We start from the raw sequence: 13,311 nt of genomic DNA, 5'->3' as shown, positions 1-13,311 counted from the left end.
CTCGAGAGTGGATGGCTTACCGCCTACTCGTGGAGCCGCTCGCAGCGCTCATACGAACGGTCAGCGGCCGCAACTCACAAATTTTTCACATACCGCTTTTTTGACGTGAAAAATCCTGACAAAATAACTGGTAATAATTCTCATAATCATAAGCGACACCTCTTACAGGAATTGACCATGTCACGCACGACCTCGCTGCAGCATTTCAGCCCGTCACGCAATCTCTTGGCCATGGCCATCTGCATGGCCACCTTGACCCCGGCCTTGGCCGAAGAAAGCAGCGAGGCACAGGACACGTCCAAGCCAACCACATTGGAATTGGGCGCCACGGAAATCATCAATACTCAACTGGGCAGCACCACCGAAGGCTCCAGTTCCTATACCACCGGCGCCATGTCGACCGCGACCAAGCTGCCGCTGACCCTGCGTGAAACACCCCAGGCCGTCACCGTGATAACGCGCCAGCGCATGGACGACCAGGCCATGACCAGCATCAATGACGTGGTCGCCGCCACCCCTGGGTTGTTCCTCAACTTCGCCAACGGCCCTGGCCGACAGGCTTATTCGGCGCGCGGCTTCGACATCGACAACCTCATGTACGACGGCATCCCCAGCGGTTACTCGGGCGTGACGGTCGGCGCCCAACCGAACCTGGCGATGTTCGACCGGGTCGAGGTCGTGCGTGGCGCCACCGGCCTGGTGACCGGCGCAGGCAACCCCTCGGCGGCAATCAACCTGGTCCGCAAGCGGCCATTGGCCGAGCAGAGCGTCACCCTGACCGGCGCCGTCGGCAGCTGGGACGATTACCGCGGCGAGATCGATGCCTCCAGCCCACTCAACGACAGCGGAACCCTGCGCGGCCGGGTAGTGGCTTCCTACCGCGACGCCAACAGCTTCATCGACGACGTGGAGGAAGACCACAACCTGTTCTACGCCGTCACCGAGGCGGACCTGAGCGAAGACACCACCCTGACCCTCGGCTTCTCCCACCAGAAGGACAAGACCAACTACTTCTGGGGCAGTTCGATGATCGGCCTCGACGGCCATCACCTGGACCTGCCGCGTTCGTACAACCCCGGTACCGACTGGGAGAACAAGGACCAGGAGATCAACACCCTCTTCGCCGAAGTGCGTCATCGCCTGGCCAATGACTGGCAGCTCCAGGTCAACGCCAGCTACGCCGAACAGAACGCGCTGTTCTCCGGGTCCTACCAGTCGCGCTGGGTAAACAACACGCTGGCCCGGACCGTCTACCAGTCCGCCCACGATGAAAACCAGGCCGGTGTGGACGCCTTCGTCAGCGGCCCGTTCCAGGCGTTCGGGCGCACGCATGAACTGGTGATGGGTGCCAGCAAGCGCATCTACGACATGACCACCCACAACTACTCCCCGTACGACACGAACTGGCCGATCAATGCCGGCAAGCCTGACTTCGTCCATACCGGCAACGACCGCGCAGTCACCACCCAGGATGGCGTCTACATGACCACCCGTCTGAGTCTGGCCGACCCGCTGAAGCTGATCCTCGGCGGGCGCCTGGACTGGTATGACTACGACAACCGCGATGGCGAGGGCGACTACAAGGTTACCCGCAACGTCACCCGCTATGCCGGCCTGATCTACGACCTGGACGACCATCACTCGGTCTACCTGAGCTACAGCGACATCTTCACCCCGCAGAGCGAAAAAGACACCTCCGGTACCCCGGTCAGACCGATCGTGGGCAAGAACTACGAGATCGGGATCAAGGGTGAATACTTCGACGGTGCGTTGAACGCGAGCCTGGCGTTGTTCCGTGTCGATCAGGAAAACCGCGCCGTGCAGGTGTTCGTGCCGAATTGCCCGCAGGCGAGCTGCTATGAGGCTTCCGGGGAAATACGCAGCCAGGGGATCGATATCGAACTGCAGGGGGCGTTGACCGAGAACTGGCAAGTGGGAGGTGGGTATACCTATGCCCGAACGCATACCACCAAGGATGATGCGAACCCTGAGAATGTGAATCAGCGGTTCGATACGGACATGCCGGAACATCTGTTCAAGCTGACGACCAGCTACCGCTTCCAGGGGGCGCTGGAGAAACTGCGGGTTGGGGGGAATGTTTCGTGGCAGAGCCGGATGTATAACGATGTCGACTTGGCTGACGGCGGCAGCTATCGGTTGGAGCAGGGTGGGTATGCGATTACCGATCTGATGGCGGGTTATCGGGTGAATCAGAATCTGGATCTGCAGCTGAATGCGAATAATGTGTTTGATCGTAAGTATTACTCGGCTATCGCCAATTCGGCGAGCTATGGGGGGGATAGCTATGGGAATCCGCGGAATCTGATGCTGACGGCCAAGTACAGCTTCTGATTTGAGCTGGGGCAAGGATGCATCTTGCAGCCCGCAATCCAAAAGGGGACAGATTTCAGATCTGTCCCCTTTTGGTTATTCTGGAGCCGAATAGACGATGGAGCTGGTATTCAGCCCTCCGATTCCAGGTATCGTTTCATCAGTATCGGCAATGACTGCTCGCTGAGATCGATGCGCGACTGTCGACCGAGCGCCTCGCTGGCTATGCCTGTCAATCCACTGCGCTATCAGGCTTCCGTCGTATTACGCATCGAAAGCCGATATGCGAAGAAGTGGTATCCATGGCCTGTGGCACCGTCTGACGTCGTCGAGGCTGACAGGCTCGCTTGGCGGTGTGAACACCAACGATGCCGGCTGCAGCAAGTGCGGCGAGACACCAGGGTAAGCGCGAGGAGCCAGTGGTCGCTCTGCCTGAGTTACATAGCCTGTCTTGGAAACAAAAGCAGCAAACATAGCGTTAGTAACAGGGCCAATGTGAATGTGGCATCCCGTCACCACTTCCCAGCGCTCCGGAGCCTCTTCAGGATAATGATGCTTCGTCCCCATCAGGCATCTGCCTGAAGGGATTCGAACAAGCCCTGCCTGTCTTCGTCGTTGAACAGTCAGGTTTTCAACGAACTACTCGCGCTGATCGCCCGCCGCCGAATGTCCCGGCGTGGCTCCAGCAGCGCGCCGCAATTGGTCCTAAAAAGTTCTGCACTCCCGGAAGACACTGCGCAGGCAGCCAGATTCGCTCCCCATACCATGAAGGATCGATGAACGACTGCTTCTGTACTGACTTTCAAACCTAAAATAATAACGAAATGGGGTGAGCAGCATGTCCGTACCTCAACAAACCCGATCGGAGAACTCCAACGGCGGCCTGCAATCGGGACTCAAGCAACGTCACATGGCTATGATCGCTCTGGGTGGTGTCATCGGTGCCGGCCTGTTCGTCGGCAGCGGCGTGGTCATCCAGTCTGCAGGGCCCGCTGCCCTGCTTTCCTTTCTGGTCACCGGCGTACTGGTCATACTGATCATGCGCATGCTCGGCGAAATGGCCTGCGCCTTGCCGACCATCGGATCCTTTTACGAATATGCGCGCATGGCCTGGGCCGATCATCCACAGACAAGCCAACTGGCCGGTTTCCTCTCCGGCTGGATGTATTGGTATTTCTGGGTGATCGTCGTCGCAGTGGAGGCCGTGGCTGGCGCCTCGCTCATTCAGTTCTGGTTGCCGGAGGTACCGGCCTGGGCCATCAGCCTGACGCTGATGATCATTCTGACCTTCACTAACTTGTGCTCGGTCGCCTCCTTCGGCGAGTTCGAGTTCTGGTTCTCCTCGATCAAGGTCGCGGCAATCCTGGTTTTTCTGCTTCTGGGCGGGCTGTATCTGTTAGGCATGTGGCCGACCGAAACCCACCATGGGCTGAGTTCGATGCTCAGTCACGGCGGCTTCATGCCCAACGGCATCGGCCCAGTGCTTACCGGCGCGGTGGCCGCGACCGGATTCTACTTCGGCGCGGAGATCGTCACCGTGGCTGCCGCCGAATCTGCCGATCCGGTACGCTCGGTCGCGCGGGCCACCAACTCGGTGATCACCCGCGTTCTGTTCTTCTATGTCGGCTCGATCCTGCTGGTGGTCACCCTGGTTCCCTGGGACTCGCCCGCCATGCTCACGCCCTATTCCAGCGCTCTGGCAGCCATGGGCTTCGACTGGGCCGCGCACGTGATGAACGCCATCGTGCTAACGGCGGTGCTGTCCTGTCTCAATTCAGGCATCTATGCGTCTTCGCGCATGCTGTTCGCACTGACCAAACGCGGCGACGCACCGCGCAGCCTGGCCAAGCTGTCCGCGCGCGGCGTGCCGCGCCGCGCAATCTTTTTCGGCACGCTGTTCGGCTATCTGTCGGTGATCATGTCGTACATATCGCCGGACACCATCTTCGCCTTTCTGGTCAACTCCTATGGCACCGTGGCGATCTTCGTCTATGTACTGATCGCCCTGTCTCAGCTGCGCCTGCGCGCGAAGCTGGAACGCGAGGCGCCGGAGAAACTCAAGGTTCGGATGTGGTGCTATCCCTACCTGACCTACGTCGCCATCTTTGGCATGCTCGGCATAGTCACCGGCATGGCCTTCATACCAGAGCAACGCATGCCGCTGGCATTGGGCGTAGTCAGCCTAGCGATTCTGCTATTGGCGTTCATCAGTCGCAGCATTTGGCGGCGGATCAAGGGCCTGCCGGAGGTCGTACCGGCGAACAGCTAGCCGTTGCGACTCGCTTGAGTGCGTTCGGCCTCTGCGCAGTAATATCGCCCGGCTCGGCCGAGCCCACGAAAGCCGCGGTGACCTGGGTCATGGGGTGACGCGTATGGAGGAGGACAGTGTGAAGTGATTCGCCGTCGTCCTCGCGAAGGCGGGGATCCAATGACGCCTCGCCCCGTACAACGAAGAACGCCGTGCGCTGTCGGACACAACGCAGGATCAGGCTCGCCTAGATGCCTTTCAAACGCGGAACTTGAGGGTAAGCAGGATCAAAACCTCAAGAAAGGTCGTTTCCGCTACCAGCAAGCTCGCCGGGCGCTAGCCAAGCGCGAGCAACGCCTTGATCGAAATCTTCATGCCCGGCGTGGAAATGGCGATAACAGGCGCCAGAGTGATATGTCTAGCGCCAACGTCTGACCTCAGGCAGCAGCCAAGTCGCTGCTGTTGATGCCGACGAACACCACTAAGAACATGGTGAACAAGGCCGATGGCAGAGCCCGCCGCGGGACTTTGCCGGTGTTGCGTCGACGCAGCAGCAACGACTGCGAAACGACGTTGACCTGATGAGCATCCCATTCCAAACGCTTGGCAACGATCAGATAGATGATCATCGCCAGGTTGCTCAACGCGGCGACGCAGATCACGGTGAAGAGGGTGTTGTGCTCAGCGCTCTTGTTCTGCGGCAACACGTCTGAATCGCCAGTTCCGCGTAAGCGCCGAAGATGTCCACACTGCCGCCCTGAGCATGCCGAATCCGAATCCGAAGTCCAGGCCGAGCAGACGCGACAGGAGGTACACCAAAGCTGAGGATTAGCAGGACCGCACCGATCGCCCCCCGCCGGGGAGGCATCATCGGGCTCAGTGGCGGCCGTTGAGCAGACGCAGGATTTCGTCGAATACGGCATTGTCCAAGCTGCGCGACAAATCAAGCTCCAGGCTCCGGCGATAATAGAGGCTCAGGTCCAGGCCGACGCCGAGGGCGTACAACTCGATGCTGCCCTCCTGCTCGATCTGCCGCGTCACGTGCTTGAGGTGCAGGTCGAGGATGTCCTGCTGGTTGGCCTGGTGGGTGGCGCTGTCCATCGGGCAGCCGTCGCAGATGACGATCAGAATGCGCCGTCGTGCGTCGTGCTGCAGCAGCCGCTGACGCGCCCAGAGGAGCGCCTCGCCGTCGATACCCTCGCGAAAAAGGTCGGACTTGAGCAGCGCGGCAATGTTCGGCCGGGCGCGGCGCCAGGACGTTTCGGCATCCTTGTAGACCAGATGGCTAAGCGCGTTGAGTCTTCCCGGATTGGCTGGCTGGCCCATGCCGCGCCAGCGCTTCAAAAGGCTCCCGCCGTTCCATTGGCCGGTCGTGAAGCCAAGGATTTCACTGCGAGCGCCAGCCAGTTCCAGGGCACGACTGAAGGCGTCAGCCAGCAAGGCGACGCTTTCGATGTGGTTGCGCATGGAGCCGGAGTTGTCGATCAGCAGACTGACCAGGCAATCACTGTGCGGGCGCTCATGCTCGTGGCGAAAAATCTCGCGTTGTTCGGGGCTGATGATCAGGCGACTGAGGCGGCCGGCATCGATCTGTCCGTCGGTCTGGGCAAAGGCCCAGCCATCTCGACGAGGCGCTGCCAACAGGGCACCCAGGCGCTTGGCCAGGCGGGGCAGATTGAGGCCCTGGCCGGCCAGGCGACGGTCCAGGCGCTGGCGCAGTTCGCGCAACAATTGGGGCCGTACCAGGCTGGCGGCGTTACGCTCGCAATCGTAGTCGCGGCTGAATACCTGATAAGTAAAGGCGTTGTTGCTGTCTCGCGGATTACCTTGAGCAGCACCGCTGGTGCTGACGTCACCCTCGCCATCCTGATCCACGTCCAGTAACAGGGCGAAGGCCCGATGAGTCTTTTCGGCGACTTTCGAGGCCTTGCGCTCGTCGTTACCGAACAGTTCGGCATCGAGTTGCTCGATCAATTCCTGGGCCTTGGCGGCAATCAACAACGCATGCCCGGCGAACTCCGCTTGGTTATGGCGACAGCGGCGCAACCTACCGAAGGCCGCGCCGAAATGACCGAGCAGGCTCAGGCGTGGCGCTTCAATGAGCATCTCCGTCTGTTCCCCGACGCGGCCGCCACACAGCAGAATCCAGCTCATCTGCGCCAGGGTGAAGAGCAGCAGGCCGACGTGTCCCTCGGCCTGTCCAGCGTCGAGAAACTGCTGGCTCCACTGCTCGAAACGCTGCAACAGATTGCGCCGCACGCCGGGGTGACAGTCGGCCACCTGCGACTCGACGCGAAGTTGCTCGAGCAGTTCGAAGACCAGGCGCGCGATGGGCTGCGTCGGGAGGACTTGGCTGACCAGTGCCTGATCGCTGTGTTTCAAGCGCAACGCCAGGCTGTCAGCCACCCCGCGCCAGGCCAGACTCTGATCGCGCTCGGGGTCCGGGTGCAGATGCGGCGCACGCACCGGGACGTGCCGCTCCTGGACTTCCAGACGGCCGCCGCGGTAGCGCACGTGTCGCTCACCGGACAGCGCCCGCAGTGTCGCTGCGCAGAGTTCCTCGAGTTGTTGCTGGCGTTTTTCGCGCCGTGGCGGCTGGCTCATGGGAGTTTCCTGTGCGAGTTCAGGCCAGTGCCAGCAAAGGAAACGCCGATTCGGTCAGCTCCTGGTCGAAACAGCGTTGGTAGTATTCGGCGACGATTGGCCGCTCTGCTTCATCGCATTTGTTGAGGAACGACAGGCGGAAGGCCAGCGCCGGATCGCTGAAAATCTCCATGTTTTCTGCCCAGGAGATCACGCAGCGAGGCGACATCAGGGTCGACAGGTCACCCGCGGCGAAGCCTTGGCGGGTCAAGTCAGCCACCGCCACCATCTGCGCCAGGAAACCCTCACCGTGGCGGGCGAGCAGGTGCGGCACCCGCGCGGCGACTATCGCGACTTCTTCAGCCTGGGGCAGGTAGTTCAAGGTGGCGACTATATTCCAGCGATCCAGCTGCGCCTGATTGAGCACCTGGGTGCCGTTGTACAGCCCGTTCAGGTTACCCAGGCCAACGGTGTTGGCAGTGGCGAAGAGTCGGAACGAGGGGTGCGGATGGATCAGTTGGTTCTGGTCGAGCAGGTTGAGCTTGCCGTCGCGTTCGAGGATGCGCTGGATGACGAACATGACGTCCGGGCGGCCGGCGTCGTATTCATCGAAGATCAGTGCCATGGGCCGACGCAGTGCCCAGGGCAGGATGCCTTCCTGGAATTCGGTTACCTGCTTACCGTCACGCAGGACAATACCGTCCTTGCCGATCAGGTCCAGGCGGCTGATATGACCGTCAAGGTTGACGCGGGTGCAAGGCCAGTTGAGCCGCGCAGCGACCTGCTCGATATGGGTCGACTTGCCGCTGCCGTGCAGGCCTTGCAGCATCACCCGGCGATTGCGGGTGAAGCCTGCAAGGATCGCCAGCGTTACTTGCGGGTTGAAGCGGTAAGCCGGATCGATTTCCGGCACTTGCTCGTTGGGGGTGAGGAACACGGGGACGCGCAGGCTGGAGTCGATATCGAACAACTCCCGGGCGGGGACAAGACGGCTGGCGGGTTCGATGTTCAGGTCGGTCATGAGTGTCGCCTTTGGGCCGCGAGTAGAAGTCATGATTCTAGAGGCGGGGTCGGAGCCGGAGTGGGACCAGATACCGGCGCCTGATGCGGCCAGTGGTGGCTGGCGCCACTGTCGGGCGAAAACTGGCTCTATGGTTCATGGCGGTGACGGCCAAGGATGGTGCCAGTGAATAACCGAACGGCGGTCGCCGCCGAATGCTCTTGAGAGGCCATCAGATGTCCAACGATACGCTGACGATCAAGCTGGACCCGCAGTTGCTCGCGCTATTTCGCCGCTACGAGGCGCACACTCAGGTCACGCCGCAGTTTTACCTCGACGAACTGCTGGCCAAGACCCGACCGACGTTGCAGGCCATAGTCGAGGCGTTGGACGAAGCTGCGGGCGATCCCGAGGCGCTGGCTCAGCTGTTCGGTCGCAGGATGGCCAGCCTGATGCAGGAGCAGAACGATCGGGCCAGCGCCTGAAGTCGAATCGGTTCAGTTGTTCCATTATCTTGCGGGGCCACCAACCTGGCCTCGACCGGGTGAGCGTGGTTATTCGCCGATACCGGTCAGCTGCTTTAGTTCGGCCAGGGCGCAGCATCGGGCTGCGATCGATCAGTGGTGGCCATGCCTGACTGTGACGGTGCTGTCCCGAAATGGAACTGCGCGGTCGTGCTCGCGACGCAAGCTGAAGCGGGAGATGATTTCGAAGGAGCTGCTGCCCATTTCCCTCAGCGTCTCAAGGTCGGTCATGGCAGTTATCTTGTCTGTCATTAAGTCTGTTGGGGTAGTCGGCTCCTTTGGCGCAGGCGCAACAGGTCGCGGCCGGCTGGCCTGGGACTACTGCGCCTGACTGTCGGCGGGCATTGCAGTCTTCGAACCTTGGGTCACTGGATCTTGATTGCATTCCAGTTGCATCAGTTCGGCGCTCAGCTCGTCAAAGCGCGCGCCCTTGATACCGATGCAAACCAGATAGTTGCCCGCTGCCGCGCGCGTGGCCGGCAGCCAGCGGATGCTGCGCCCGCTTAGCTGCAGAACCTGGGACCCGTTACGATCGAGCCGAGCCAATATGCCTTTGGCGCGCAGGACGACATCGGCATATTCATGCAGCAATCGTTCGAGCCGAGCCGCATCGATAGCGCTTGCGTAGTTCAAACTCACAGAACGCCAGCCAGGTTCGCCCAAGGAAGGAAGGGGCGGCATTGGTTTGAGACGATCAGTCGCGGGCACCGGGTTTACAGGGGTTGGGCCCCAGCTGTCGTTGAGTGCCTGTAGTGCGTGGGGGTTCAACGCTCGAAGAACGTCCAGCGCGTGCGCGTATTCGATGCTGTCGTCCGCCGGCAGGCGATTGATGATCAGTTGGGTGCAGGCGGTAATCTGGGCGCGCCAGACGTCGCCGGTATAACGGTTCCGGGCATGATGGGAAATCTGGCTGGCATCGACCAGGCAGACCACCGACTCAAGCTTCAACTGACGGGAAACCCGCGCAATATCCGCAATGCGCGCGGGCTCGGCGACACCGCTGGCTTCGATATAGAGGGCACCAGGGCGCGGCTTCAAACGCAGCAGTTGGGCCAGTTGTTCCGCCAGTGTTCCTCCTAGGGTGCAGCAGATACAGCCATTGCCCAGCCGTATGATCCGGTCATCGCGGTACTCAATCAGCTCGGCATCGATATTGATATCGCCGAAGTCATTCACCACGATCTGGCTGTCGCGGGGCAGCCCCTGTCGAATCAGCGTATTGAGGTAGGTGGTCTTGCCCGCTCCGAGGAAACCGGTGATGACCGTGAGAGGGACCGGGTCAGGTGTTGGCATGAACCTCACCTCCCAACACAGTCGCCAGAACGCGGATATTGCGCAAGTGGGCCGGGTCGATGGTCAGCGGATCCTGATCGAGCACAGCCATATCCGCGAATTTGCCGATCTCGAGGCTGCCGACCTTGTGGTCCAGGCGCAACGTGTAGGCCGCGCCAAGGGTGATCATTTCCAGTGCTTGGGCAACACTCACTCGCTCTTCTACACCCAGCACTTCGCCGGATGCGCTTTCTCGCATCACCGCGCACCAGGCGGTGAATAGCGGCCCCAGTGGAGTGACCGGAGCATCGCTGTGGATCGCGGTGACTATGCCCAGGCGCCGTGCCGAGGCGAGAGGCTCCAGTCGGCGACTGCGTTCGTAGCCCAAGGTGTGTCGGCGGTGGATATCGCCCCAGTAATACAAGTGGTTGGCAAACATGTTCAGGCACAGGCCGAGTTTCGCAGTGCGCCGTAGTTGCGCATGGTCAATCACCTGGCAATGCTGCAGCGTATGCCGATGATCGGCACGCGGCCACAGATCCAGGGCGCTCTCCACCGCATCCAGCATCAGTTCGACCGCTTCGTCGCCATTGGTATGGATATGCAGCTGCAGCCCGGCCTGGTGGTAGACCTGTACCATCCGTTGCAGGGCTTCGGGAGGCGCATTCCAAATGCCGTTGGCATGCCCGTCGTGGTAGTAAGGCCACTTCATTCGCGCCGTGTAGCCCTGAATGGAACCGTCCGTCATCATTTTCACCAGGCCGAACTGCAGTTTGTCGTTGCCCAACTCAAGGCAGTGCAGCAGTCGCTCGACTCCCTGTTCCGGCGACCAGGCCAAGGCACTCATGGCAGGCACCAGGCGCACTGGAAAGTGCGCTTCGCCCGTCACTTGTCTTAGCGCGGCGATCCCGTCATCGGTCAGGGGGTTGTAGAGATCGGTGATGGTCGTGACCCCGGCATTGCGGGCAACCTGGGCATAACGTCGCAGGGTGCTGGGGGCCGATACCGCCTCAAACAGATTCACCCCCAGGGTCTCGAAGATGGCATGCATCGCCGCCATTTCCTGCAGCTCGCCGTTAGGCTGGCCCTGGGCGTCGAGCATGATTCCTTCAATACCTGGATGCTGGTGAAGGCCAGACTGCTGGAGCATCCGGCTGTTGACCGTCATCACGTGCAGGCTTGCATGCATCACCACGACAGGGCGGTCTTGCACGGCGGCATCCAGCAGGTGTCGATCGAGCCGCGTACCTTCGAAATAGACTGGGTCGAAACCCCAGGCGATCAGCGGCTCACCGGGCGCAAGCGTCTCGGCGCCTTCCCGCAGGCGTTGTTGCATGGTGGTGATGCTGTCGGCGCCAGCCCAGCGCAAGCCTTCAGGATCGATGCGGTGAAAATATCCCAGATAGAGGTAATTCCACATCGCGCCTTCCAGGGCGTGGCTATGTCCTTCGACGAAGCCCGGCATAATGATGTTGTCGGCAAAGCGCTGATCCAGCGTGTAGTCGCCCAGTTCCTGCATCGCCTCCAGCGGGCCGACGCCAAGCACGCGGCCGTCGCGCACCGCGATGTGAGTGGCCTCAGGCTGAGACGGATTCATGGTATGGATGCGCTTGGCGCTGAAGATGGTAATGCTCATCGGCAGGACTCCTTGGCCCCAGTGGCCAGCGTGGTATTGGCACTCGTTCTAAATTTCATCAGCAGTGGAATGCAGGCGAGGAAGAGCAGCGCCGTGCCACCGAACACCATGAGGTAATGCCACCCACCCAGCGAAGGCACTAGCGGAGCGAAGAAGAACAGGATGTGGGCGGTGGTGAAGATGATCGCCAGATTGAAGAAGGCGAGTTCCTTGGGCACTGATGTACTGAAATTGGCATCCATCATGCGTAACAGCAGCAGGCCAGTGCCGGTCGAGCCGCAGCAGCAACCAAAGGCGGTAATGGCCCGCTCCGGTCCGAGGACACCGCTCAGGCGGCCGAGATACAGGCAGCCGATCAGGGTGACCAGAGTGACGGTAGCCGTCACCAGCAGGATTGGCGTCAGCAGTGCATAGAGCACAGCAAACTTGATGCTCATCAGGGTACCGACCACCATGAAATCGACGGATGAACCGGTTATGCGTTTCAGGGTTTCGTCATCGACCCGGTGCGACAGGCCGAAACGGTCGATCCCCAGGCGCAGCAGCACGCAAACAGCCAGGCCGTGAAGGAAAAACAGGTTATAGCTGAACAGGACCGAGAGGTTGATGCCGCCGGCTGAGAAATCCTTGATCTGAACCTGCATGAAGCTCAGCCAGACGTAGGTAATCAGATAGGCAACGCCGAGCAGTCCCAGGTGATAGGCCAGTGAGTCGAGATTGGCCGGGTGCGAGACCATATGGCCGTTGCCCGGTATTTTTGTCCCGCTGTAAAACCCGGATTTGAAGTCCCCATCGATATTCGAGGCGCGGTTGGCATTGAGACCACGACGGATAAAGTTGTTGGCCACCGGTACGCCGACCACAAAGGCCACCAGAAAGCCGAGGGAAGCGTAAATCATGCCGACCTGAGCGGCATTTTCAATCCCGTATTCCTTCTCCCAGATTCCGCCATAGGTCAGCGCCTGGCCCGGGCCTTGAGTAAAGCCGTGAGTGACAATTGCTCCGAGCCACTCGCTGACGCTGGCGCCAGTCAGGGCGTCATAGCCGCTGATGACCAGATAGCCGACCACGCCCTGTAATCCCAGGCTGATCGTCCAGATCAGCGTGAGCCAAAGGCCGCCGCGCACTACGCTGCCTCCTGAAAGTGAGGCGTCTTTGCTTTTTCCGGTAAGGCACAGAGACATGAAACTCAGGGTGAAAAAGTGAAAAGTCAGGCTCTCGAAATCACCCGCTTCAAAGCCGGGTATCAGCTCGAACGATAACAGCGCGAACCCGAGCATGCCGCCGAGGATACTGGCCGGAGCCAGCGAGTTGCGAAACAGGCCAATACGGTTGCGCAGGATGCTGCCCAACAGCAGCATGCTGGCCAGTAGGGCAAAAGCGATTATTCCGTGGAATGTGCTTTCCATCATCAACCCTCTTTTTATATTTATTATGTCTTTTGAATGGTGAGTCGACGTTCGCACGTCCGGCACCACTGCAACTTTCAGCTGGGTTACTTAGCGTGAGGGTAGAGGATTGAATGTGACCTGTATAATATCGGTTCGATAACGAATGATGCCTATTGGGTATTAATGTGCGAATCGATTTGCGTCATCTGCGAGCCTTCGAGGCGGTTGCCGAAGAACTGCACTTTCGCCGGGCGGCTGAGCGCCTGAACCTGGCGCAACCGGCCCTGAGCCGAACTATTCAGCAGCTGGAGGAAGCGGTTGGCGAG

The 13,311-nt window shown here is 60.3% G+C and carries 10 protein-coding genes and 1 pseudogene; 4 read left to right on the top strand and 7 right to left on the bottom strand.

All coding sequences use genetic code 11. The annotated features are described in order from the left end of the window. Positions 1–177: 177 nt before the first annotated feature. Positions 178–2,352 (top strand): TonB-dependent siderophore receptor, encoded by a 2,175-nt coding sequence (locus G7009_RS13875; RefSeq protein WP_181130646.1) that lies wholly within the window; start codon positions 178–180, stop codon positions 2,350–2,352. Positions 2,353–2,595: 243 nt separating this feature from the next. On the opposite strand, the gene G7009_RS13870 is transcribed toward G7009_RS13875, so the two are convergent. Next, positions 2,596–2,958 (bottom strand): formylglycine-generating enzyme family protein, encoded by a 363-nt coding sequence (locus G7009_RS13870; RefSeq protein ID WP_258197941.1) that lies wholly within the window; start codon positions 2,956–2,958, stop codon positions 2,596–2,598. A gap of 211 nt (positions 2,959–3,169) precedes the next feature. Here G7009_RS13870 and G7009_RS13865 point away from each other — a divergent pair, with 211 nt between their 5' ends. Beyond that, entirely contained in the window at positions 3,170–4,600 is a 1,431-nt protein-coding gene (locus tag G7009_RS13865; RefSeq protein WP_181130644.1) for an amino acid permease, read from the top strand. A 416-nt stretch (positions 4,601–5,016) separates the two neighbouring features. Here the strand turns inward: G7009_RS13865 and G7009_RS13860 are convergent, their stop codons facing one another. The 3 genes from G7009_RS13860 to G7009_RS13850 all read right to left on the bottom strand — a co-directional run bounded on the left by G7009_RS13860 (position 5,017) and on the right by G7009_RS13850 (position 8,183). Beyond that, positions 5,017–5,286 (bottom strand): hypothetical protein, encoded by a 270-nt coding sequence (locus tag G7009_RS13860; protein WP_181130643.1) that lies wholly within the window; start codon positions 5,284–5,286, stop codon positions 5,017–5,019. Positions 5,287–5,455: 169 nt separating this feature from the next. Beyond that, positions 5,456–7,183, bottom strand: a complete 1,728-nt coding sequence (locus G7009_RS13855; protein ID WP_181130642.1) for a cobaltochelatase CobT-related protein — start codon at positions 7,181–7,183, stop codon at positions 5,456–5,458. 19 nt (positions 7,184–7,202) lie between these two features. After that, a complete protein-coding gene (locus tag G7009_RS13850) occupies positions 7,203–8,183 on the bottom strand; it encodes an AAA family ATPase (RefSeq protein ID WP_181130641.1) in 981 nt (326 codons plus the stop codon). A 215-nt stretch (positions 8,184–8,398) separates the two neighbouring features. Between G7009_RS13850 and G7009_RS13845 the strand changes: the two genes are divergently transcribed. After that, positions 8,399–8,647 (top strand): hypothetical protein, encoded by a 249-nt coding sequence (locus tag G7009_RS13845; protein WP_181130640.1) that lies wholly within the window; start codon positions 8,399–8,401, stop codon positions 8,645–8,647. 357 nt (positions 8,648–9,004) lie between these two features. On the opposite strand, the gene G7009_RS13840 is transcribed toward G7009_RS13845, so the two are convergent. From G7009_RS13840 to G7009_RS13830, 3 genes are read right to left on the bottom strand one after another with little or no spacing between them, the layout of a single operon-like run. Beyond that, the gene (locus tag G7009_RS13840; RefSeq protein ID WP_181130639.1) at positions 9,005–9,979 is read right to left on the bottom strand and encodes a CobW family GTP-binding protein; all 975 of its coding nucleotides are present in this window, start codon (positions 9,977–9,979) and stop codon (positions 9,005–9,007) included. After that, entirely contained in the window at positions 9,966–11,594 is a 1,629-nt protein-coding gene (locus tag G7009_RS13835) for an amidohydrolase (RefSeq protein ID WP_181130638.1), read from the bottom strand. Before G7009_RS13835 ends, G7009_RS13840 begins: the two co-directional genes overlap by 14 nt. Continuing rightward, positions 11,591–13,072, bottom strand: coding sequence for a sodium/glutamate symporter (locus tag G7009_RS13830; RefSeq protein ID WP_308813326.1), 1,482 nt, complete (start codon positions 13,070–13,072; stop codon positions 11,591–11,593). The genes G7009_RS13835 and G7009_RS13830 overlap by 4 nt, the downstream gene beginning before the upstream one ends. Before the next feature lie 98 nt (positions 13,073–13,170). On the opposite strand from G7009_RS13830, the pseudogene G7009_RS28035 reads away from it, so the two are divergent. Beyond that, positions 13,171–13,302, top strand: a pseudogene (locus G7009_RS28035) (LysR family transcriptional regulator); the annotation flags it as partial. Positions 13,303–13,311 lie beyond the last annotated feature (9 nt).

Source organism: Pseudomonas capeferrum (assembly GCF_013523055.1).
Lineage (GTDB): Bacteria > Pseudomonadota > Gammaproteobacteria > Pseudomonadales > Pseudomonadaceae > Aquipseudomonas > Aquipseudomonas capeferrum_A.
Note: the sequence above shows the minus strand (reverse complement) of the source record. Positions and strands in the feature narration are given on the sequence as shown.